At 73.5% G+C, this 21,519-nt stretch carries 18 protein-coding genes and 1 pseudogene; 11 read left to right on the top strand and 8 right to left on the bottom strand.

The genetic code is table 11. From position 1 onward, the window contains the following. The first annotated feature begins 149 nt into the window (after positions 1-149). Complete coding sequence (locus V6U82_RS17325; RefSeq protein WP_334462399.1) at positions 150-1,298, top strand: RNA ligase RtcB family protein; 1,149 nt, start codon at positions 150-152, stop codon at positions 1,296-1,298. Next, complete coding sequence (gene prfH / locus V6U82_RS17320) at positions 1,295-1,900, top strand: peptide chain release factor H (RefSeq protein ID WP_334462397.1); 606 nt, start codon at positions 1,295-1,297, stop codon at positions 1,898-1,900. The genes V6U82_RS17325 and prfH overlap by 4 nt, the downstream gene beginning before the upstream one ends. A gap of 15 nt (positions 1,901-1,915) precedes the next feature. Here the strand turns inward: prfH and V6U82_RS17315 are convergent, their stop codons facing one another. Beyond that, the gene (locus V6U82_RS17315) at positions 1,916-2,341 is read right to left on the bottom strand and encodes a VOC family protein (RefSeq protein ID WP_334462395.1); all 426 of its coding nucleotides are present in this window, start codon (positions 2,339-2,341) and stop codon (positions 1,916-1,918) included. A gap of 237 nt (positions 2,342-2,578) precedes the next feature. Here V6U82_RS17315 and V6U82_RS17310 point away from each other — a divergent pair, with 237 nt between their 5' ends. Both V6U82_RS17310 and V6U82_RS17305 read left to right on the top strand, forming a co-directional pair. After that, positions 2,579-2,821, top strand: coding sequence for a hypothetical protein (locus V6U82_RS17310; RefSeq protein ID WP_334462393.1), 243 nt, complete (start codon positions 2,579-2,581; stop codon positions 2,819-2,821). Positions 2,822-2,880: 59 nt separating this feature from the next. Beyond that, a complete protein-coding gene (locus V6U82_RS17305) occupies positions 2,881-3,708 on the top strand; it encodes a DUF72 domain-containing protein (protein ID WP_334462453.1) in 828 nt (275 codons plus the stop codon). A 108-nt stretch (positions 3,709-3,816) separates the two neighbouring features. Here V6U82_RS17305 and V6U82_RS17300 read toward each other — a convergent pair whose 3' ends face one another. Further along, a complete protein-coding gene (locus tag V6U82_RS17300) occupies positions 3,817-4,638 on the bottom strand; it encodes a DUF3152 domain-containing protein (RefSeq protein ID WP_334462392.1) in 822 nt (273 codons plus the stop codon). Between the two features lie 136 nt (positions 4,639-4,774). Between V6U82_RS17300 and V6U82_RS17295 the strand changes: the two genes are divergently transcribed. The 3 genes from V6U82_RS17295 (at position 4,775) to V6U82_RS17285 (ending at position 7,508) form a co-directional block, all read left to right on the top strand. Continuing rightward, positions 4,775-5,278: a SigE family RNA polymerase sigma factor gene (locus V6U82_RS17295; RefSeq protein ID WP_334462390.1), complete on the top strand. Its 504-nt coding sequence runs from the start codon at positions 4,775-4,777 to the stop codon at positions 5,276-5,278. A gap of 5 nt (positions 5,279-5,283) precedes the next feature. After that, the gene (locus tag V6U82_RS17290; protein ID WP_334462451.1) at positions 5,284-6,003 is read left to right on the top strand and encodes a hypothetical protein; all 720 of its coding nucleotides are present in this window, start codon (positions 5,284-5,286) and stop codon (positions 6,001-6,003) included. A gap of 458 nt (positions 6,004-6,461) precedes the next feature. Beyond that, complete coding sequence (locus tag V6U82_RS17285; RefSeq protein ID WP_334462388.1) at positions 6,462-7,508, top strand: zinc-dependent alcohol dehydrogenase family protein; 1,047 nt, start codon at positions 6,462-6,464, stop codon at positions 7,506-7,508. A gap of 61 nt (positions 7,509-7,569) precedes the next feature. Here V6U82_RS17285 and V6U82_RS17280 read toward each other — a convergent pair whose 3' ends face one another. Both V6U82_RS17280 and V6U82_RS17275 read right to left on the bottom strand, forming a co-directional pair. Beyond that, entirely contained in the window at positions 7,570-10,800 is a 3,231-nt protein-coding gene (locus V6U82_RS17280; protein WP_334462386.1) for an Ig-like domain-containing protein, read from the bottom strand. Positions 10,801-11,052: 252 nt separating this feature from the next. Next, the gene (locus tag V6U82_RS17275; protein ID WP_334462384.1) at positions 11,053-11,604 is read right to left on the bottom strand and encodes a winged helix-turn-helix domain-containing protein; all 552 of its coding nucleotides are present in this window, start codon (positions 11,602-11,604) and stop codon (positions 11,053-11,055) included. A gap of 259 nt (positions 11,605-11,863) precedes the next feature. Between V6U82_RS17275 and V6U82_RS17270 the strand changes: the two genes are divergently transcribed. Beyond that, complete coding sequence (locus V6U82_RS17270; protein ID WP_334462382.1) at positions 11,864-16,261, top strand: S8 family serine peptidase; 4,398 nt, start codon at positions 11,864-11,866, stop codon at positions 16,259-16,261. Positions 16,262-16,412: 151 nt separating this feature from the next. Here the strand turns inward: V6U82_RS17270 and V6U82_RS17265 are convergent, their stop codons facing one another. Then, positions 16,413-16,904 (bottom strand): winged helix-turn-helix domain-containing protein, encoded by a 492-nt coding sequence (locus tag V6U82_RS17265; RefSeq protein WP_128137287.1) that lies wholly within the window; start codon positions 16,902-16,904, stop codon positions 16,413-16,415. A gap of 242 nt (positions 16,905-17,146) precedes the next feature. On the opposite strand from V6U82_RS17265, the pseudogene V6U82_RS17260 reads away from it, so the two are divergent. Further along, positions 17,147-17,380 (top strand): annotated as a pseudogene (locus V6U82_RS17260) (hypothetical protein); the annotation flags it as partial. 30 nt (positions 17,381-17,410) lie between these two features. Here the strand turns inward: V6U82_RS17260 and V6U82_RS17255 are convergent. Next, complete coding sequence (locus V6U82_RS17255; RefSeq protein ID WP_334462381.1) at positions 17,411-18,445, bottom strand: sigma-70 family RNA polymerase sigma factor; 1,035 nt, start codon at positions 18,443-18,445, stop codon at positions 17,411-17,413. 96 nt (positions 18,446-18,541) lie between these two features. Here V6U82_RS17255 and V6U82_RS17250 point away from each other — a divergent pair, with 96 nt between their 5' ends. Continuing rightward, the gene (locus V6U82_RS17250) at positions 18,542-19,369 is read left to right on the top strand and encodes an alpha/beta fold hydrolase (RefSeq protein ID WP_334462380.1); all 828 of its coding nucleotides are present in this window, start codon (positions 18,542-18,544) and stop codon (positions 19,367-19,369) included. Between the two features lie 68 nt (positions 19,370-19,437). Then, on the top strand, positions 19,438-19,665 hold the full coding sequence (locus V6U82_RS17245) for a hypothetical protein (protein WP_334462378.1): 228 nt from the start codon (positions 19,438-19,440) through the stop codon (positions 19,663-19,665). Between the two features lie 52 nt (positions 19,666-19,717). On the opposite strand, the gene surE is transcribed toward V6U82_RS17245, so the two are convergent. Together surE and V6U82_RS17235 are read right to left on the bottom strand one after the other, a co-directional pair. Continuing rightward, positions 19,718-20,548 (bottom strand): 5'/3'-nucleotidase SurE, encoded by an 831-nt coding sequence (gene surE, locus V6U82_RS17240; protein ID WP_334462377.1) that lies wholly within the window; start codon positions 20,546-20,548, stop codon positions 19,718-19,720. Further along, complete coding sequence (locus V6U82_RS17235) at positions 20,538-21,479, bottom strand: 1-phosphofructokinase family hexose kinase (RefSeq protein WP_334462376.1); 942 nt, start codon at positions 21,477-21,479, stop codon at positions 20,538-20,540. The genes surE and V6U82_RS17235 overlap by 11 nt, the downstream gene beginning before the upstream one ends. Positions 21,480-21,519 lie beyond the last annotated feature (40 nt).

The following is a 21,519-nucleotide window of genomic DNA, read 5'->3' as shown; positions in this document are numbered from 1 at the left end:
CCCGCGGGCCGAAAGTCGGTTGCCGCCCCGGGGCCGCCTCCGGGAGGCTGAGCGGCATGACGTTCTGACGGATCGCACCCCAGCCCGCAGGCCCTCCTCGCCGCCTGCCGTCCGCCGTTCTCCGCGTTCTTCCCCAGAAACGAGCGTCTGTGTCCGCGTACCCCTCCGGGCGGGCCGTCGTGCCCGCCACCGTCTCCGTCTTCTCCTCCCCCGGCAGCTGGATCGAGTCCGCCGCGCTCGACCAGTGCCGCCAGGTCGCCGCCCTGGACGGCATGACGCACGTCGCCGCCATGCCGGACCTGCACCCCGGCAAGGGCGCACCGATCGGCGCCGCGATGTCCTCGACGGTGCTCTACCCGTTCCTGGTCGGCTCCGACATCGGCTGCGGCATCGCGGTCTTCCCGATCGCGCTGCGCCGGGTCGTACCCGAACGGCTCGCGGCCCGGTTCCCCGACCTGGACCGGGCGCTCGACCCGGACGCCGACGACCCGGCGTGGTCGGTGCTGGACGGCGAGATCCCGGCCGGTCACCTCGACGGGCTCGGGACGGTCGGGCGCGGCAACCACTTCGTCGAGCTGGCCCGCGTCGGGCCGGTCCTCGCGGCGGAGCACGCCGCGCGGCTCGGGCTGGACGCCGGCGACCTGGTGCTCGTGGTGCACTCCGGGTCGCGCGGGCTGGGCGAACGGATCCTGCGCGAGCACACCGAGGCGCACGGCGCCGGTCCCGCGCCCGACCCGGACGCCTACCTGGCCCGGCACGACGCGGCGGTGCGGTGGGGTTCGCTCAACCGGCGGCTGCTGGCCGCGCGGGTCGCGTACGCGCTCGGCGCCGAACCCACCGAACCGGTCGTCGACCAGTGCCACAACCTGGTCGAGATCCGCGACGGGCGCTACCTGCACCGCAAGGGCGCGGCGCCGGGCGACGGCCGGGACGTGCTGATCGCCGGCACCCGTGGCACGCCATCCTACCTGGTGGCAGCGCACGCCGGGCCGGAGGCCGGCTACTCGGTGGCGCACGGCGCCGGGCGCAAGATGTCCCGCGCCGACGCGCTGCGCCGGGGCCGGGCCAAGCACACCGTCGAGGAGCTGCGGCGTACGCCGGTCGGCTCGATCGTGGTGTGCGGCGACCGGCAGCTGCTGTTCGAGGAGGCGCCCACCGCGTACAAGCGCATCGAGCAGGTCGTCGGCGACCTGGTGGCGCACGACCTCGCCACCCCGGTCACCACGACGGTTCCGCTGGTCACCTACAAGACGCCGGACGTGGGTCGTCGCGACGAGCGGCGGAGGGGCCGGCGGTGACCGAGCTGCTGCTGTCCGCCGGGCGCGGACCGGCCGAGTGCGCGTGGGCGCTGGCCCGGCTGCTGTCCCGCCTGGAGGGCGAGGCGGCCCGGCGTGGCCTGCGTACCGACCGGGTCGAGGCGGTGCCCGGCGACCGGGCGGGCACCTACCGGTCGGTGCTGGTCCGGATCACCGGCGCCGGGGCGGAGGGCTTCGCGGCCGGGTGGACCGGCACGCTCTGCTGGCAGGCGCCCAGCCCGTACCGGACGGGCCACGGACGGAAGAACTGGTACGTCGCCGCGCGGACGTGCCGGACCGACGTGGCGGTCACGCCGTTCCACGAGACCGACGTCGAGTTCGTGCCGTGCCGCACCGGCGGGCCGGGCGGCCAGCACCGCAACAAGGCCAGCACCGCCGTCCGGGCCACGCACCGGCCGTCGGGCCGGACCGTGGTGGTCGACACCGAACGGCACCTGCACCTCAACCGCCGTATCGCGGTCGAGCTGCTGCGGCAGCGGATCGCCGCCGACGACGAGGCGGCCCGCCGCGCGGGTGTCGACGCCCGCTGGTGGGTCCACGACGAGCTGGTCCGCGGCGACCCGGTACGGGTGGAGCGGCCGTAACGTGTCCGCCCCGCCTCACGCGACGAAGACGCAGAACGGGTGACCGGCCGGGTCGGCGTACACCCGTAGCGGCTCGTCCGGGTCGTCGGACCGGTCCCGCAACAGCCGCCCTCCGAGCGCGAGCACCCGCTCGTGCTGCCGGTCCAGCTCGGCCACGGACGGCACGGTCAGGTCGAGGTGCAGTTGCTGCGGCACCACGCCCTCCGGCCAGGTCGCCTCCGGCAGCCGGTCGACCTGCTGGAAGGCCAGTTGCGGCACGCCCTCCGCGGTCCGCAGCACCAGCCAGTCCCGGCCGCGCTCGTCCGGTTCCCCGGCCGCCGAGGGCTCGTCACCGGGCCGGTAGACCAGGCCCAGCAGCGCGCGGTAGAACTCGGCCAGGGCACGCGCGTCGGTGCAGTCCAGCACCACCTGGCACAGCCGCAGACCCGGTCCGTCGGTCATCGTCACCACCTCCGGCCTCCTCTTGCCCCGGCGGTCGCGGCCCAATCCGCCGCGGTGACGCCCCGGCGGTCGCGGCCCGGTCCGTCGCGCCGACGGCCCAGCGGTCGCGGCCCGGTCCGTCGCGGTGACGCCCCGGCGGCCGCGACCCGGTCCGTCGTCCGTGACCGCCCCGGCTACCGTGGGCGCGGCGGACGGGCGGCCCCGGCCCGCCGACGTAGCGCGCGTGAGGAGGGACGGATGCGACGGAGAAGGACCGGTCCGGCGACGCTGGTGCTCTCGCTCGCCTCCCGCGGCGGCGGGGACGCCGGCACCGATCCCGAGACCTACCTCCGCGACGCGATGCGCGAGGCCGTGTCCGTCAAGCAGGAGACCGGGCAGTTCCCCCGGGGCGTGAGCGATCTGTCGGTCGGGGACTACGACGGCGACGGCGTCGTCACGTTCGTCACCGACGGCGCCTGCGACATGGACCGCGTCCGGTGAACCCGCTCGACGAGCTGGCCCTACCGGTGACCGGGCTGCGCCTGCACGTGGGATGTGCGATGTGGACGCACAAGTCCTGGTCCGGCCGCTTCCTGCCGCACCCGCTGCCCGCACACGAACGGCTGCGCGCGTACGCCGGGTGGTGCGACGCCGTGGAGGGCAACACCACGTTCTACGCGACCCCGGCCCGGGAGACGGTGGCGTCCTGGGCCGAGCAGACCGATCCGGGCTTCCGTTTCCTGCCGAAGCTGCCGAAGGTGGTCACGCACGAGCGCCGGCTCACCGGCGGCGAGGCGGAACTGCGGGCGTTCCTGCACGCGATGGAGCCGCTCGGCCCCCGGGCGGACGCGCTCTGGATCCAGTTGCCCGGCTCGTTCGGCCCCGGTGACGTGCCCGACCTCGACCGGTTCCTGCGCACGCTGCCCGCCGGTCACCGGTACGCCGTCGAGGTCCGCCACCCCGCCTTCTTCACCGAGGCCGGTGCGGCACGCGCGCTGGAGGCGACGCTCGGCCGGGCCGGCGCCGAGTGGATCCCGTTCGACACCACAGCGTTCTTCCGGACACCGCCGACGAGCGACGCGGAGCGGGAGGCGTGGACGCGCAAGCCGCGCCTGCCGCTGCGTACCCGGGCGCTGACGGACCGGCCGATCGTGCGCTACCTGGGCCGGGACGACCCGGCCCGCACCGCCGAGGGCTGGCAGCCGTGGCTGGACGTGGTCACCGTCTGGCTGCGGGAGGGCCGGTCGCCGACGATGTTCGTGCACACGCCGGACAACGCGGACGCACCCGAGCTGGCCCGCCGCTTCCACGACCAGGTCCGCGAGCGGGTGCCCGGGCTCGCGCCGCTGCCCGAGCCGGAGCCGGTCGGCCCGGCCACGCTGTTCTGAGCGCCGGGGGGATCGCCGGTGCCGGCCCGGCACAAGCGTGCTCGGCCGGGCGGCCCGCTCAGCCCGGCCGCGCAGCCAGGCCGCACGGACCTGATGCCGGATCGGGCCTCAGCCCGGCCGGCCGCCCTCGGGCGGGGGCAGGCGGTCGTCGTACGCGCCGGACCGGCCCGCGTACCGCTCGCCGCGCAGGAACGGCAGCGGGTTCGGTGTGCAGCCGTGCAGGCCGAGCGTCTGCTGCTGCATCACCGGCGCCGGACGCCCCCGCCCCGGACAGCGCTCGTGCCCGTGACCCAGGCGGTGGCCGACCTCGTGGTTGACCACGTACCGGCGGTAGGCGGCGAGGTCGCTGCCGTAGGCGGGCGCGCCGCGCACCCAGCGGGCCACGTTCACCACCACCCGGTCCCCGCGCCGGCAGGACGTGTACCGGTCCGGCCCGTCCCCGCACAGGTCGTCGCGCGTACCGGGGGTGGCGAGGTAGACGGTGAAGTCGGCGGGCCCGCCGGCGCCGACGCGGCGCAGGGCGATCTGCCCATCGGTCGTCCAGCCACCCGGACCGGCGAGGATGCCGGTGACCTGCGCCGCGAACTCGGCCGGGGGCAGACCGGTGATGTCGCGCTCCACCGCCACCCGGTAGCGCAGCAGCCGGCCCGTACCCCTTGCGGTGGCCGGCTCGGCGGCGGCGAACCGCCATCGGTTGCCGCCGTCGGCGGGATAGCCGATCCGCGCCGGCCGGGACCGGACCGGCGCCGACGCGGCCGGCGCGGCCGGCGCAGCGACGGACGGTCCGGCCGGTCCGGCGGCGGACGTCCCGGCCGGCCGGTCCGGCGTGGCTGCGGGCTGGTCGGCCACTGCCGGTGTGCAGCCGGCCAGCGACACCGCCAGCGCGACCACCGCCGCGCCGCTGCGTGTCCGGTCCACGGTCCCGGTCATCTCGTCTCCCCTCTGCGCCCGGTCGGGGGCGCGGGGATGAGGACGGGTGACCCGTCGCGAAAGTTGGTCCGGCGGGGACTCAACCTTTTCCGCGTCCCGCACGTCCCTACCGGGGTGAGAGGTGCAGAGGACCGGCATGGCCCGGGGTGACGCGGAGTTCGTCGAGTTCGCGCAGGCGTCCTCCGCGCGGCTGACGCACGCCGCCTTCCTCATGACCGGCAACCACCACCACGCCGAGGACGCCGCCCAGACCGCGCTCGTGCGCACGTACGCGTCCTGGTCGCGGATCCGCAACGGCGACCCGTACGGCTACGCCCGTTCGGTGCTGGTGAACCACCTCGTCGACACCTGGCGGCGGCCGATCCGCGAGTACCCGAGCGACGACCTCCCGGAGCGGCGCGGCGGCGACGTGGCCGAGGAGGTGGCGACGCGGCGGTGGCTGGTCACCGCGCTCGGCACGCTCACCGCGCGCGAACGCGCCGTCGTCGTCCTGCGCCACTACTTCGACCTGCCGGAGGCCCAGGTGGCCCGCGAACTCGACGTGTCCGTCGGCACCGTCAAGAGCACCTCGTCCCGGGCGCTGGAGAAGCTGCGGACCGCCGGTCTGTCCGCGCCCCGACCGCAGGAGACGTGCCGGTGACCGAGATGGACGAGCTGCGCCGCGCGATGCGGGAGACCGAACGGGCCGACGGCCTGGACATCGCGGACATCATGCGCCGGGGACGCCGGCTGCGCCGCCGCCGACGGGTCGGCGCCGGGGTCGCGGCGGCGGTCGCGACGATCGCGGTGGCGGTCGGGGTCGACGCCGTGGCGACGCGGCCCGGCCCGCCGGATCTTCCGGCCGGGGAGCCGGTCGCCACCGCGTCCACCGGCGCTCCCCCACCCGCGCCGACCGCCGCGCCGGCCCCGACCGAGTCGCCGCTGCGGCCGCTCGGGACCGTGGTGGACAGCGGCATCCGGTACGGCGCCGACGCGCGCGTGTTCTTCATGGTCCCGGTCGACGTGCCGGAACTGCCGCGTGTGACGATCGGCCTGGTCGCCGGGCGGCGCGCGCCGGACGGCCACCTGACCTCCGACTTCCTGGTCAACGACGTGTCCGGCAGCGACCGCCGGCCGGGGTTCCACGAGATCGGGTACGACCAGCAGCGGGTGCCCACCGACACGTCGGTACCGACCTTCGGCTACTTCGTCGGCCCGGCGGCACGCATCGTCGGGACAGTCGACGGCCGGCAGGTCGAGGCAAAGCTGGCCAGGTGGAGCGAGGACCGACAGGTGGTGATCTTCTGGTTCGACCCGGCGACCCTCGCTCCGGGAACCCCGCTCGACGGCATCACCGCCCGAGACCCCCAGGGCCGCCGCCTGTAGCCCGCTCCTTCTCCCTCCCTCTCCCGTCCCCCTCCCCGGGTGATCAAGGAGTTTGCGGACTGACACGGCCCTGATGAGGACACAAACTCCTTGATCACCGGGGTCAGGGGGTCGAGGCGTGAGAGCGGATCCCCGCCCTCTGACTGCTAGATTCGCCGACCCCGAGCCGCCCGTAGATCTTGGTAGGGAACGGCCCCCATGAGGGCGCTCTCGTACCAAGATCTACGGCTGCTCCCGGGAGCGGACCACGGATCTCGGGTGATGGGACATGACGCGGCGGGACCGGCCCTCGCCGGCGATCTTGCACTTTCTGCCCGGTCAGATGCGGCATCTGCGACATCGACAGGGCCGCAAGTGCAAGATCGCGGGGAGCGGGAGCGGGAGCGGGAGCGGGAGCGGGAGCGGGCGGGGGCGGGGGCGCGGAGGGCGGCGCGGGGTGGGGGTGTGAGGATCGGGGCATGCGTGCGGTGGTGTTCGAGCGGTTCGGGGTGCGGCCGGAGGTCCGGGAGGTGGACGATCCGGTGCCGGCGCCGGACGGGGTGGTCGTCCGGGTCGGCGCGACCGGCCTGTGCCGCAGCGACTGGCACGGCTGGCAGGGCCACGACCCGGACATCCGCCTCCCACACGTGCCGGGGCACGAGTTCGCCGGTGTCGTCGTGGCAGTCGGCGCGGACGTACGCGGGTGGCGGCCCGGCGACCGGGTGACCGCGCCGTTCGTCTGCGCCTGCGGGCGGTGCCCCTCGTGTCTCGCGGGCGACCAGCAGGTCTGCGAGCGGCAGACCCAGCCGGGCTTCACCGGGTGGGGCTCGTTCGCCGAGCTGGTCGCGGTGCGGCACGCCGACGTCAACCTGGTCCGGCTGCCGGACGAGCTGGACGAGGTGGCGGCAGCCGCGCTCGGCTGCCGGTTCGCCACCGCGTTCCGGGCCGTCGTCGCGCAGGGCCGGGTGGCGGCGGGCGAGTGGGCGGTCGTGCACGGCTGCGGCGGTGTCGGCCTGTCCGCGGTCATGGTCGCGGCGGCGAGCGGTGCGCGCGTGGTGGCCGTGGACGTGTCGCCCGGCGCGCTGGAGCTGGCCCGCCGCAGCGGCGCCGCGGTGTGCGTGGACGCGAGCGCGCTGAGCGGTCCCGGCGAGGTGGCCGCCGCGATCCGGGAGGCCACCGGCGGGGGCGCCCACCTGTCGCTGGACGCGCTCGGCAGCCATGCCACCTGCGTGGCGTCGATCGAGGGCCTGCGCCGGCGTGGCCGGCACGTGCAGGTCGGGCTGCTGCCCGCCGCGCAGGGCCGGCCCGCGCTGCCGATGGACCTGGTGATCGCGTACGAGCTGGAGCTGCGGGGCAGCCACGGCATGCCGGCGCACGCGTACCCGGAGATGCTGCGGCTGGTCACCGCCGGGGTGCTGCGCCCGGCCGACCTGGTCACCCGCACCGTCGACCTGGACGCCGCGCCCGGCGCGCTGGCCACAATGGACCGGCCGGCCACCGCCGGGATGTGCCTGATCCGTCCCTGAACCGGCACGGGCCGGTCCGGCGCCGGAGACCCGGCGCGGACCGGCCCGCGAGGCCGTCCGGTCAGTCGGTGACGGTCACCGTGACGGTACGGGGCGGCTGCTGGTACTGCCCCCGGTTGTCCATGCCGCGGATCGTCACCGTGTACGTGCCCGCCGGGATCACCGGCGACGTGTACGCGAAGTTCGACCCCGGCGAGCCCGGGCTGGTGAGGAACGTGGCGATCCACGGCCAGCTGGTGGGCGCACCCGCGCGGCCGAACGTGCCGGCGGAGTTCATGCCCTGCCCGGCGCTGTTGCCGATCTGCACCTCGACCTTCTGCATCCCGCCGTCGTCCACCGCCCGGCCGGTGATCACGATCCGGCCACCGGTGTACGCCTGCCCCTCGACCGGCGTGATGCTCGGCTCCAGCGTCGGGTCGGTGTCGCCCGGGTAGACCAGGTAGCGGGCGGTCGCGCCGCTGGTGGAGTTGTCCTGCTGACCGGCGGTGTCCACGGCCCACGCCTCGACGCTGTACGTGCCCCGGGTGGGCAGGTCGATCGAGAGCGTGAACGCGGTGCTGGTCGCGCCGGGCGTGGCGAGCGTCGCGTCGACTGTGGCGAACGCGGCGGCCATGGTGCCGTTGGGCTGCACGTACCGGCCGGTGTCGAGGTCGCGCAGCGCGATCCGGACCGCCCGGACCCCCTTGTCGTCGGTGGCGGTGCCGGCCAGGTCCAGGTGCAGCTGGTCGATGTCCTGGTTGGTGCCGGTGAAGCTGAGCAGCCCGTTCGGGAAGGCGTCGCCGGGCACCTGGGCGGTGACGGTGAGCCGGCCCATGTTGGTGCTGGACGTGGTCAGGCCGAGCTTGTCGGTCGCCCGTACCCGGAAGTCGTAGACGCCCGGGGTGAGCGGCACCGTGGTGAACGACCAGTCGAACGTCGCGGCGTCGAGGTTGGTCGGGGAGATCCGGTGGTAGCCGGCGACCGAGTCGGCGCCCCACGTGCCGTCGCTGGCGAGCGCCTCGCGGGTGGTGTTGTTGCGCAGGTAGATCTCGACGGACTTCAGGGCGTCGTCGTCGTTCGCCGTACCGGCGAACGTCACCGCGCCGCCGGGCGCGACGGTGAACGGCGCCGGGTTGCCCGGCGGGGTCATCGCCACCGGCGAGGTGATCGCCACGGTCGGCGGTACGCCGTTGGCCGAGACGGTCCAGTCGCGGGTGTCGCCGCGCAGGTCGCTCTGCCCGGTCGTGTCGACGGCGGTGGCGGTCATCTTCCACTGCCCCTCGACGGGCAGCGTGACCTCGTACTGCCAGGAGGTGGACGTCGCGCCGATCACGTCCGGCTCGCCGCGGAAGGTGTTGTAGACCGCGGCGACGGTGCCGTCGTCCTGGAGGTACCGGTTGTCCGACGTGCGGAACGAGTAGATGAGCGAGTTGACGCCCTTGTCGTCGGTGGCGGTGCCGGAGGCCACGAACGTCTGCGTGGCGAGCAGGCCGGCCGACGGCGAGCTGATCCGGGTCGTCGGCGGCAGGTCGTCGAAGCGGAACGCCTCGATCTTCTTGACCGCCTTGGTGGTGTCGCCGGCCCCGTTGCGGTCGAACGCCTTGGCCTGCAACTGGTAGACGCCGGCCGGCAGCGGCACCGGCAGGCTCCACGTGGTGGAGGTGGCGTTCGGCGCGGCGAGCGTGGTGTTGATCGCCTTGAACGCGCCCCAGGTGGTCAGGTCGGCCTGGAGGTACTTGCCGCTGTTGCGGTCCTGGATCTCCAGCTGGACGCGGGCCACGCCGGCCGGGGCGAGCGCCTGGCCGCTGATCGTGAACGACTCGCCGGCCGGCTTCACCGCGCCCTCGATCGGCGTGGTGATCGTGGTGTCCAGCGGCGCGGGTGCGGGCTGGGAGGAGAGGTCGAAGAAGGCGACCCGGCCGGTGGTCTTGCCGCCCTTGACGTTGCCGTCGCCGCCGACGAGCAGGCCGCGCGAGGTGGCGAGCATCGCCTTCTCGCCCTCGTACGAGTTGGAGCCGGGGTTCCACTCCAGCGCGGTGCCGGTGAGCGGGTCCAGCGCGCCGAGGTGGTCGCGGCGGACCACCTGGTCGCCGAGGCCGTAGCCGCTGAGCCCCTGGCCGGTGCCGTATCCGACGTTGTCCAGGCCGGGCCACGGCACGTTCGACGTGGGCGACTCCTGCCAGCTGAAGTGGCCGCCGACGTAGACGGCGGTGTCGGTGATCGCGACCGAGTAGATGCTGTCGAAGTGCCGGGAGATCCAGAGCGGCTCGACGTGGTCGTTCCCGGTCAGCGGGTACGCGATGGCGGTGTCGTTGATCGGCGGACGGTCGCCGCCGGAGCCGCTGGTGACGACGAAGTACGAGTCGTCCGGCGCGATGTCACCGGCGAAGACCCGCTGGATGCCGCCGACGAAGGAGAGGTTGTCCTCCCACAGCCGGGTACGCCAGGGCAGCAGCGCCTTGCTCGCCGTACCGATGAGGGCCACGCCGTAGCGGTCCTGGCCGGCGATCTGGCGGCCGGTGTGCACGACCAGCAGCTTGCTGCGGTCGTGGGTGAGCTTGAGCTGCTGCACGGTGAGCATGCCGCCGACGCCGATGCCGCCGGTGAGGGGCAGGTTGAAGCCGGTGTCGACGGCGCCGGTGGTGGGGTTGAGCGCGGCCAGGCCGCTGCGGCTGACGCCGTTGACGGTGGCGAACTGGCCGCCGACGTAGACGGCGTTGCCGCTGACTGCGAGCGCGGTGGCGCGCGCGTTCGCGGTGGCGGTGAACGCGGCGACCGGCGCGCCGGTGGCCGGGTTCAGCCGGGCGATCTTGCGCTTGGTGACGCCGTTGATCGTGTTGAACGAGCCGGCGATGTAGAGCGACGAGCCGTCCGGCGACGCCTCCACCGCGGCGACCGCGCCGTCGACGACCGGCTTGAAGCCGGTGTCCACCTTGCCGGTGTCCAGGTTGTACGACGCCAGGGACTTCTGCGCGATCGTGGACCCGCCGACGTTCGCGATCGAGGTGAACGTGCCGGCGATGAAGACGCGGTTGCCGATCACCTCGATGTCGGTGATCTCGCCGTTGTTGATCCGCGGCGTGTCGGTGCGGGGCGTGGTCGGCATCAGCCGGGTGTCCCCGGGGGTGACCAGCGCACGGGTCGCGGTGGTACGCGCGGCGCCCAGCGCGGCGCTGCTTCCCGTCGCCTGTGCGCCGGTCTGGCCGGCCACGCCGGCGTCCCGCACGGTGACGGTGGCGGCGAGCGCCGGCACTCCCGCCACCACGACCGCGCCGGCGGCGAGCACCGCCGCCGCGCGAAGCCAAACTCGCATCGAGACAACTCTCCCTGTCCGCCGGGACGGCCCCCTCGGGTGATTCCCGAGTCCCCTCCGTCCGCGTGCCGGACGCCACCGTAGGAGGCAAAGACTTCTCGCGATACGCGCCGCACCGGTAATCGACCGGTCGCCATCAATTTCGGCCACACCGGCAGCGCGGCTCCACCGATCGGGTCACCGGCTGTCGCCGTCCGGCCGTGCGCGACGCCCGGGCCGACGTGTGGTCCTCCACAGCGGAACCAGGGTGGGTCAGTCGCCGCGTACCCGGGGGTGGCGGTGGTCGGTGAGCCGCAGGCCGACCCCGCGTACCGCCGCTATCGTCACGCCGGTGCCCAGCTCGTCGAGCTTGCGGCGCAATCGCTTGACCAGGGACTGCACGTCGGCCCGGCCGTGCGTCGGCGCGTCGTGCCAGACCGCGTGGTGCAGTTCGGCGTAGCTCCAGACCCGTACCGGCTCGGCGGTCAGGCAGGTCAGCAGGTCACGCTCCAGCCGGGTCAGGGCGGTCTCCCGGTTGCCCCACCGGGCGGTCGACCGGGCCGCGTCGATCACCAGCGCGCCGTCCGGCGCGGGCCTGTCCCGGGGTACGGGCCGGGTCGGCGCGTCGGCAGTGGCCGGCGCTTCGGTGATCAACTCGCGCAGCTCGTCCAGATCGGCGACCATCAGAAGGGGCGCGACGCCGTCCAGCAACTCGGTCAGCCGGAGCCGCTCGGACGGGGACGACGTCACCCCGATGACGAGCGAGAAGGGGCGCTCCGACGGGTCGGTGCCGGAGTTCGCCGCGTTCGTGCCGTCAGTCGTCACCGCGCCCCACCGTGACAAAAACTGTCAACAGGCCGCCCGATCCGGGGGCCTGTTGGTGACATGTTGCTCACGTACGGTTATTGATCGTTCCTTACTGTCGATCATAGTGTCCACTCAGGCGTCCGGCGCAGACCCGCACGGCGCCTAGGGGGCCTGGGGGGTTCTTTTCACACCGGTGTAGCAGTCGGGAGAGCACGTCTCCTGGCCCTTCTGCCATGGCTCGATCATCAGCGGGTCATCGGAACAGGAGGCAGCACCGATGCTGAGACGTCCACACAGATGGGGCCCGGCCCGGCGGCTGGTGAGCGCGGGGGCCGCCCTGGTGCTCGCCGCCACCGCGCTGGCCGCGACCGGCACGGCGGCACAGGCCGAGACGGGCGCGGGCGCGTCGGCCGGCGACAAGATCCGCCCCGAACTCACCCGTCAGCTCCAGGGCAAAAGCGAGGGCGACTTCTGGATCCACTTCGCCGCCAAGGCGGACCTGAGCAAGGCCGCCGCGATCAAGGACTGGAACGAGCGCGGTGCCGCCGTCGCCGCGGCGCTGAAGAAGACCGCCGCCGACAGCCAGTCGAAGATCCGCGCCGAGCTGGACCGCTCGGGCACGAAGTACCAGACCTTCTGGGCGACGAACGCCATCAAGGTCACCGACGGGTCGCTGACCATGGCGCAGAACTTCGCCGCCCACTCAGAGGTGGACGGCCTGTACGCGCCGGTGGAGTACAAGCTGCCGGAGACCACCCCGGGCACCGACGAGAAGTCGGCGAACGCCCTGGAGTGGGGCATCGCCAACATCAACGCCGACGACGTCTGGTCCCAGTACGGCGTCAAGGGCGCCGGGATCACCGTGGCGAGCATCGACAGCGGCGTCCAGTTCAACCACCCGGCGCTGGTGAACGCCTACCGCGGAAACAACGGTGACGGCACCTTCGACCACGACTACAACTGGTTCGACGCGGCCGGCGAGTGCGCCACCGCGCCGTGCGACACCGACGGCCACGGCACGCACACCATGGGCACCATGGCCGGCGCCGACGGGGCCAACCAGATCGGCGTCGCCCCCGAGGTCAAGTGGATCGCCGCGAACGGGTGCTGCCCGTCCGACGCCGCGCTGATCTCCTCCGGGCAGTGGATGCTGGAGCCCACCGACCTCAGCGGGCAGAACCCGGACGCCAGCAAGCGGCCGAACATCATCAACAACTCGTGGGGCACCACGGCGCCGTCCAACGAGCCGTTCATGGAGGACGTCACCGACGCCTGGACCGCCTCCGGCATCTTCGGCGTCTGGTCCAACGGCAACAACGGCCCGTCCTGTCAGACCAGCGGCTCACCGGGCAGCCTGGCGAGCAACTACTCGGCCGGCGCGTACGACGTCAACAACAACATCGCCAGCTTCTCGTCCCGGGGCACCGGGCAGAACGGCGAGATCAAGCCGAACATCTCGGCGCCGGGTGTGAACGTGCGCTCCAGCGTGCCGACCAACTCGTACGCCAGCATCAGCGGCACCTCGATGGCGGCGCCGCACCTGGCCGGCGCGATCGCGCTGCTCTGGTCGGCGGCGCCAACACTGGTCGGCGACGTCACGGCGACCCGCGCGCTGCTCGACGACACGGCGATCGACAAGGGCGACTCGCAGTGCGGCGGCACCACCGACGACAACAACGTCTACGGTGAGGGCCGCCTGGACGCGCTCGCGCTGCTCGCCGCCGCCCCGATCGGCGACAACGGCACGCTGGCCGGCAAGGTCACCGACGCCGCCACCGGTGCCGGGATCGCCGGCGCGACGGTCACCCTGACCGGCCCGGCGGACCGCACGCTGACCACCGGCGCGGACGGGACGTACTCCTCGCTCCTGCCGGCCGGCGACTACCAGGTGGTCGTCTCGGCGTTCGGGTACGCGACCCGCACGCTGTCGGCGACGATCACCGCGAACACGACCACCACGCTCGACGTCGCGCTCAGCGCGGTAGCGAGCGTCACGGTCAGCGGGCAGGTCACCGACGGGTCCGGGCACGGCTGGCCGCTGTACGCGAAGGTGAGCGTCGAGGGCACGCCGATCTCCGACTACACGACGCCGTCGACCGGCCGCTACAGCCTGTCGCTGCCGTCCGGGGCGACGTACCGGCTCACGGTCGAGCCGCAGTACGCCGGCTACCTGACCACCACCAAGGAGATCACCGTCGGCACGGCCAACGTGACCGCCAACATCGCGGTGCAGGCGAACCCGGAGGCGTGCACCACCGCCCCCGGCTACACCGTCAGCTCCGACGGCGAGTACGAGACGTTCGACGGCACCGGTGTCCCGGACGGCTGGACCGTGGTGGACAACGCCGGCACCGGCCAGGTCTGGGAGTTCACCGACGCCGGTGAGCGCGGCAACCTGACCGGCGGCAGCGGCAACTTCGCCATCATCGACAGCGACAACTACGGCAGCGGCGGGCGGCAGGACACGTCGCTGGTCAGCCCCGTGGTCGATCTGACCGGCGTGACCGCGCCGGTGATCCGGTTCAACCAGGACTACAACTGGCTCAACAGCGACCGCGCGGACGTCGACCTGAGCCTGGACGGCGGCACCACGTGGAGCAACGTGCTCCGGCAGGCCGCCGACGTGCGCGGCCCGCGGGTGACCGAGGTGGCGATCCCGCAGGCGGCCGGCCAGTCGCAGGTGCGGGTGCGCTTCCACTACTACGAGGCGAGCTGGGAATGGTGGTGGCAGGTCGACAACGTCCTCATCGGCAGCAAGCTCGTCTGCAAGCCGGTCAAGGGCGGCCTGGTCCTCGGCCACGTCCGCGACAAGAACGACAACGGCTACGTCAACGGCGCCACGGTGACCAGCAAGGACCGCCCGGCGGAGAAGGCCACCACCGTGGCCACGCCGGACGACACCGAGCTGCCCGACGGCTTCTACTGGATGTTCTCGTCGCTGACCGGGACGCACCCGTTCACCGCCGCCGCCGGCAACTACGTGAGCCAGACCAAGCAGGTGGCGGTCGAGGAGGACTGGGCCACCACGGCCAACTTCCAGCTCGCCGCCGGCCGGCTGTCGGTGAAGCCGACCTCGATCACCGGCACGGTCCGGATGCCCAGCGGGAAGGTCAGCAAGACCTTCACGGTGACGAACACCGGCGGGGCCCCGGTCACCGCCGAGTTCAGCGAACGTGACGGCGGGTTCGTGCTGCAACGGGCCGACGGCTCCCGGCTGTCCGAGCAGGCCCTGCTCGGCTCCACCGGCGCGCCGGTCCAGCGGCTGACCGCCGCCACGTCGTTCGCGGCCCGCTCGTCCGGCAAGTCGTCGAACGCGATCGCCGCCGCCGCACCCCAGGCGGACCCCTGGACCACCATCCCGGGCTACCCGGCGAACGTGATGGACAACCGGGTCGTCAACGTCGACGGCACCGTCTACTCCATCGCCGGTGGTGACGGCACCGCGTCGAGCGCCAAGAACTACAAGTACGACCCGATCACCCAGACGTGGACCGGTATCGCCGACCTGCCCGGCGCGCGCAACGCCATGACGGTCGGCGTGATCGACGGCAAGATCATCGCCACCGGTGGCTGGGGCGCCGCCGGTCCGGACGCCGCCACCTTCTCGTACGACCCGGCGGCGAACACGTGGACCCGCAAGGCCGACAACCCGGCGCCGCGCGCGGCGGCCGGCCAGGCGGTCGCGGACGGCAAGCTGTACGCGATCGGCGGCTGCACCACCGCGAGCTGCACGCCCATGGCCAACTCGGTGGTCCGGTACGACCCGGGCGCCGACGCCTGGGAGACGCTGCCGGCGTACCCGAAGTCGGTGGCGTTCCTGTCCTGCGGCGGGATCGACGGCACCGTCTACTGCACCGGCGGCAACGACGGCACCACGTCGCAGAAGGCCGGTTACGCCTTCGACCCGAGTGCAGGCGCCTGGACCGCCATCCCGGACGCGCCGGCCGACAGCTGGGCCGCCTCGTACGCGGTGGCCAACGGCAAGCTCCTGGTCGTCGGCGGGTCGCAGGGCGGCGCCATCACCAACGCCGGCTTCGCCTTCGACCCGGCCACCAGCTCGTGGGCCAACCTGCCCAACGCCAACGCCCCCCGCTACCGGGGTGGCGCGGCCTGCGGGTTCTACAAGGTCGGCGGTTCGTCGGGCGGCTTCACGGCCACCAAGGACAGCGAGGTCCTGCCCGGGTTCGGCGAGTGCGCCGAGGGCGCGGCCGACGTGAGCTGGCTGACCGTCGACAAGTCGAAGGTCACGCTGGCGCCGGGTGAGAAGGTCACCGTCACGGTCGGCATGACCGCGAACGTCGACCAGCCCGGCACGTACTCCGCGTCCGTGGTGATCAAGGAGAACACCCCGTACACGGTGGAGCCGGTGGCGGTCACCATGATCGCGCAGCCGCCGACCACCTGGGGCAAGCTGTCCGGCACGGTCTCCGGCAAGAGCTGCCAGGGCGCCACCGCGCCGCTGGCGGGTGTGACCGTGCAGGTCGACTCCTGGGCGAACTCGTACACGTTCACCACCGACGCCGAGGGCCGGTACGCCTACTGGATGGACCGGCGCAACAACCCGCTGACGCTGATCGTCGCGAAGGACGGCTGGAAGCCCCAGACGCGCCAGACGAAGATCAACAGCAGCACGCCCACCGTTGAGGACTTCACCCTCTCCCCCACCCGCTGCTGACCCAGCATCCGACGAGGACGGCCCGCCCGGCGCAACCGCACCGGGCGGGCCGCCCCACTTTCTCGGCGATCTTGCACTTTCCGCCCCGGCAAGGGCACACAAAAGCCCCATCCGAAAGGCCGCAACTGCAAGATCAGCGGCAAAAGGGGGGTCAGGGGGTCAGGCGGAAGCCCACGCCTCTTACGGCGTGGATCGTGGCGGGGGCGTCGAGGCGGCCCAGCTTGCGGCGGAGGCGGCGTACCACCGAGTGCATGTCCGAGCCCCGCCCGAGATGATCGTTGCCCCAGACCGCGCGGTGCAGCCGGGCGTACGTCCACACCTGGCCGGGCGTGCCGGTCAGGCAGACGAGCAGGTCGTGCTCCAGCGGCGTCAAACCGATCTCCCGCTCCCGCCAGCGCAGCACCCGCCGGTCGGAGTCGACGGCCAACTCCCGCCCGGGCGGCTCGGCCGGCGCCCCGTCACTCGCGGGCGGATGCGGCGGCGGGGCGAGCGCGGGCCGGCGTACCAGGTCGAGGAAGCGACGGGCCTGGTGGGCGCTGGAGACGATCAGGAACGACTCGGTGCCGCCGAGCAGTTGGGCGAGCTGCCGGCGCTCGGCCGACGATGACGCGATGCCGATGACCAAGGACGGGAGCCCTGTCATCCGTTCCCACCTTTCCGGCAGGCCGAACCACAACGCCGGGCGGTAGCCAGGCACGACGTTGCGGAGGCACCTGGCTTGCGGAGTTCGACCCGAGGGGTGCGGGAGCTGCGGTTTCGTGAGGCTTCGGGGTGAACTACCGGGATCATATAGCCGAGCACCGATGATTGGTATAGCAGTTAACGTCGATGTAATTGCTAGCAACAAGGTGTTCGAGGCAAGTTGCGCGGGCCGCGCGCGTACCGATGAGAGCCGGGAGGTACGGCGGTCCAATGCGTGTGATCACGCACCTGCTCTGCCTGGCCGACGGGACGCCGACCCGCGCGGACATCGCGGCCCGCTGCGCCGAACTGGCCGAGGCGCTGCGCGGCCGCGACCGGGGCGTGGTGGTGTGCGACGTGTCCGCGGTGACCGCGCCCGACCTCGTCACGGTCGAGGTCCTGGCGCGGATGCGCCTGACCGCCCGGCGGTTCGGCTGGCGGATGGAGGTACGCGGCGCGGGCGACGACCTACGCGAGCTGGCCGGACTGCTCGGGCTGGCCGGCGCCCTCCTCCAGCCGGGCGGGCAGCCCGAACAGCGGGAACAGGCGGTCGACGTCGAGGAAGTTGTTGAGCGACGTGATCCGGCCGCCGGAGACGCCGAGCACGATCAGCGCCCAGGGCACGTGCCCTGAGCCGTCGGGGTCGCGCCGGTAGTGCCCGAACGCCGGCATCCCGTTGGCGGCGGTCGGCACCAGGCGGGAGCCGCGGCAGCCGCTGCCGGTGCCGGCCATCCACGCCGCGATGTGCTCGGGGCCGCGCAGCCACAGCGGCAGCGGCGGCATCGACAGCGTCGCGTCCTCGTGCAGCAGCGCGGTGAGCGCCGCCAGGTCGTACGCCTCGAAGGCGCGCACGTAGCGGGCGAGCAGCGCCTGCTGCTCGGTGTCCAGCGGCCGGCGCACGTCGGCCCCGGTGTCGGCCGAGGCGATCGTGGCGCGCGCCCGTTGCAGCGCGCTGTTGACGCTCGCCACCGACGTGTCGAGCAGGTCGGCGACCTCCTGGGCCGACCAGGCCAGCACCTCGCGCAGGATCAGCACGGCCCGCTGCTTCGGCGGCAGGTGCTGCAACGCCGCGACGAACGCCAGCCGGACCGACTCCCGGCCGGCGACCACCTCGGCCGGGTCGGCGACCTCCGGCAGCACCCGGTCGTCGGGCGCCGGGCCGAGCCAGATCTGCTCCGGGCGCGGCTCGCCGGGGTGGGTGGCGGTGCCGACGCCGGCCGGGCCGAGGTCCATCGGCCGGACCCGGCGCTGCGCGCTGGTGGACATGGTGAGGCAGACGTTCGTCGCGATCCGGTAGAGCCAGGTCCGCAGCGCGGACCGCCCCTCGAACTTGTCGAAGTTGCGCCAGGCCCGGACGAACGTGTCCTGGACCGCGTCCTCGGCCTCGAAGGCCGAACCCAGCATCCGGTAGCAGTAGCCGGTCAGCTCCGACCGGTACGCCTCGAGTTGCGCCTCGACGGGGACGCTCGCCACCTCGCTCACCTGGCTGAAACTAGCCCACATGCTGCGTGAACGCGAGCACGTTCGAGCCCGTGCCGATGAGTTCGCCCGGCCCGCGCGGTCCAACCGTCGTCAGGTCACCACGTCCGAGGAGCACCGATGACCACAGCGCAGCGCGACGAGACCCACGCCCCGGGGCGGTACGCCGACGTCAACGGCGTGCATCTCTACTACGAGACGCACGGCGAGGGCCGGCCGATGATCCTGCTGCACGGCGGCCTCACCTCGGGTGAGATGTTCGCGCCGATCCTGCCCGCGCTGACCGCGAAGCACCGGGTGATCCTGGTGGACCTCCAGGGACACGGCCGCACCGCCGACGTGGACCGGCCGCTCGACATGGCGCTGATGGCCGACGACGTCGCCGCGCTGATCGACCACCTCGGGCTGGACCGGCCGGACGTGGTCGGCTTCTCCCTCGGCGGCGGCGTCGCCCTGCACACCGGTTTCCGGCACCCGGAGAAGGTGGGCCGGCTGGTCGCCGCGTCCGCGCACATCCGCCGCGACGCCGTCTACCCGGAGTTGCTGGCGCAGCAGGGCCAGGTCAATGCCGCAGCGGCCGAATACATGAAGGACACGCCGATGTACGAGCTGTACCAGCGGGTCGCGCCGCGTCCGGAGGACTTCCCCCGGCTGCTCGACAAGATCGGCGAGGCGATGCGGAAGGACTTCGACTTCACCGAGCAGGTACGCGCCCTGCGGGTGCCGACACTCGTGGTCGCCGCCGACGCCGACATGGCCCCGCCGAGCCACTTCGTCGAGGTGTTCGGGCTGCTCGACGGCGGGCGGCGCGACGGCGGCTGGACGGGCGAGGGCCGACCGGCGGGCGGGCACGCGCTGGCGATCCTGCCCGGCCTGACCCACTACGACATCGATCAGTCGCCGCTGTTCGCCGCGGTCACCCTGGACTTCCTCGACCGGGGCCGCTGACCCCGGCGCGTGTGCCGCGTCCCGCCCCGGGGTACCGCTTGCACAGGAGCACCGGTGAGGAGGACGAGATGACGGACCCCAGGTACGCACCGATCGGGCTGGCCGCCGCCGGGCAGTTGGTCCCCGACGACGGGCAGACCGGCGGCGGTGAGGTCGTCGGCGCCGACGACGCCGCTGCCGACGCCGCCCGGGCCGGCGCCGACGTGGACCTGTCCGGGGCCGACCGGGACAGCGACGGCACCCCGGTGGGCGCCGCCGACGCCGAGGCCGACCGCAGGCGCGCCGCCGGCGAGTGAACGACCGGTTCCGCCCCGCCACCCGTACCACGGTGGCGGGGCGGAGCCGTCCTCAGCCCTCGACCGGCAGCTCGACGTCGGGCAGGTGGCCCAGCGCCCGGATCGCGGTCACGGCGGCGTACCCGTCGGCCAGCCAGGCGATGTCGGTGCCGGGTACCGCGCGGACCGCGTTCTCCTCGACCGCCGTCCGCACGAAGCCCTCACCGCGCTCGGCGATCGACACCTGCACCTGACCGAACGGCGCCAGCGTCGCCCGGCGCAGCCCGGCCACCTGGTCGGCCGGCAGGTCGGGCACGTTGAGGTTGAGCACGGTGCCCGGGTCCGCCTCGGCCAGCCACGGCAGCAGCGTCGCGGCCAGCTCGGCGGCGCTCGACCAGTGGCGGGACTCGTCGTCCACGCTGTCCAGCACCGCGATCGCCGCGCCACCGCTGCCGGCGCTCGCCGCCGCCGCGGTGAGCACGTCGAGCGACACGGCGAGCGCGCGGATGCCGTTGTTTCCGGCGGTCAGCGCCGCCCCCACGGTGCCGGAGTGCAGGACCGCGTGGCCCGCGTTCGCGCCCCGGTTGATGCCGGAGAGCAACAGGTCCGGTACCGGCCCGAACACGCCAAGCCCGGCCAGCACCGCGATGTAGGCCGGGGAGGCGGCCACCGCGTACGCGGGGACGCCGGGCAGCCCGTCCAGCTCGGTCTCGCGGAACACCAGCCGCCCGTCCTCGGTCACCGCGGACAGCGCCGCGCTCATCCCGCTCGCCTCGGCCTCCGGCGCGGCGACCACCACGTCCAGCCCGCGCTCGTACGCGGCCCGGGCCAACGCGCGGATGCCGGGGGCGTGCACGCCGTCGTCGTTGGTCACCAGCACCCGGGACGGCCGGTCAGCCGTCATGATCGCCACCGTCCAGCGGGGTCAGCCGCACCCGGCCGGCCAGTTCGCGTACCGCCTCGGCCCGGCCGGTGCCGAGCCCGTGCCGGGTCACGTTCAGCGCACCGGCGGCGGCGCCGACGTGCAGCGCCTCCCGCATGTCCCCGCCCCGCGCCAGCACCGCTGCCACCCCGGCGGTCATCGAGTCACCGGCGCCCCGGTGGTCGGCCAGCTCCAGCGGCGGGGCGTGCACCAGCAGCGCCTCGCCGTCCTCCGGCAGCGCCAGCGCCGGCTCCCCGGCCCGGCTGATCAGCACCGTCCGCGCACCCCGCTCCTGGCAGCGGCGGCCGGCGTCGCGCAGCGCCTCGACGCTGTCGTCCTTGGCCAGGCCGTCGTCGAGCAGCTCCTCGTGGCTGACCTTCAGCACGCTCACGCCGCCGTCGAGCACCGCTTCCAGGTACGGCCCGGACAGGTCGGCCACCACCGTCCCGCCGTTGGCGCTCAGGTCGGTGGCGAGCCGGCGGTAGATGTCCGGATCCACCACACACGGGTCGGCCGGTCCGCTGAGCACGCTGACCGGGGCGCGCAGCCCTTCGGTGAGCGTCACCGTGTACAGCTCGTCGATGTCGTGCCGCACCATCGGCGCGCCCGGGTGCTCGGCGATCTCGGTCCGCTCACCGTCGCGCCGGTCGTGCACGTACCAGCCGGTGCCGGACTCCCGCCGCACCACCCGTACCGTGACGTCCTCGTCGTCGAGCAGCTTGCGGACCGCGTCGCCGACCTCGCCGCCGAGGCCCACGCACATGGTCACCGGTACGCCGAGCGCGGCGATCATCCGGGTCTGCCACACCCCCTGCCCGCCCGGGTGCAGATGCAGCTCGGTCGCCTCCCCCTGCTGCTCGATGGTCACTGTCAGCAGCGGGGCCGGGGCGAACACCATCACCTTCTGGTCCATCCGCCAGTGTTGCCCGCTGACCGGCCCCGGTAATCCCCCA

This window comes from Micromonospora sp. CPCC 205554 (assembly GCF_036902745.1).
Taxonomy (GTDB): Bacteria; Actinomycetota; Actinomycetes; order Mycobacteriales; family Micromonosporaceae; genus Micromonospora; species Micromonospora tulbaghiae.
This window is presented reverse-complemented; position numbering and strand designations above follow the sequence as displayed.

Coding starts and splice junctions, on each gene's coding strand:
- V6U82_RS17265 (WP_128137287.1), bottom strand. CDS start 16,904: ATGACAGGGCTCCCGTCCTTGGTCATCGGCATCGCGTCATCGTCGGCC.
- V6U82_RS17315 (WP_334462395.1), bottom strand. CDS start 2,341: ATGACCGACGGACCGGGTCTGCGGCTGTGCCAGGTGGTGCTGGACTGC.
- V6U82_RS17270 (WP_334462382.1), top strand. CDS start 11,864: ATGCTGAGACGTCCACACAGATGGGGCCCGGCCCGGCGGCTGGTGAGC.
- V6U82_RS17255 (WP_334462381.1), bottom strand. CDS start 18,445: ATGTGGGCTAGTTTCAGCCAGGTGAGCGAGGTGGCGAGCGTCCCCGTC.
- V6U82_RS17290 (WP_334462451.1), top strand. CDS start 5,284: ATGGACGAGCTGCGCCGCGCGATGCGGGAGACCGAACGGGCCGACGGC.
- V6U82_RS17295 (WP_334462390.1), top strand. CDS start 4,775: ATGGCCCGGGGTGACGCGGAGTTCGTCGAGTTCGCGCAGGCGTCCTCC.
- V6U82_RS17280 (WP_334462386.1), bottom strand. CDS start 10,800: ATGCGAGTTTGGCTTCGCGCGGCGGCGGTGCTCGCCGCCGGCGCGGTC.
- V6U82_RS17300 (WP_334462392.1), bottom strand. CDS start 4,638: ATGACCGGGACCGTGGACCGGACACGCAGCGGCGCGGCGGTGGTCGCG.
- V6U82_RS17310 (WP_334462393.1), top strand. CDS start 2,579: ATGCGACGGAGAAGGACCGGTCCGGCGACGCTGGTGCTCTCGCTCGCC.
- V6U82_RS17235 (WP_334462376.1), bottom strand. CDS start 21,479: ATGGACCAGAAGGTGATGGTGTTCGCCCCGGCCCCGCTGCTGACAGTG.
- surE (WP_334462377.1), bottom strand. CDS start 20,548: ATGACGGCTGACCGGCCGTCCCGGGTGCTGGTGACCAACGACGACGGC.
- V6U82_RS17250 (WP_334462380.1), top strand. CDS start 18,542: ATGACCACAGCGCAGCGCGACGAGACCCACGCCCCGGGGCGGTACGCC.
- V6U82_RS17285 (WP_334462388.1), top strand. CDS start 6,462: ATGCGTGCGGTGGTGTTCGAGCGGTTCGGGGTGCGGCCGGAGGTCCGG.
- V6U82_RS17305 (WP_334462453.1), top strand. CDS start 2,881: ATGTGGACGCACAAGTCCTGGTCCGGCCGCTTCCTGCCGCACCCGCTG.
- V6U82_RS17245 (WP_334462378.1), top strand. CDS start 19,438: ATGACGGACCCCAGGTACGCACCGATCGGGCTGGCCGCCGCCGGGCAG.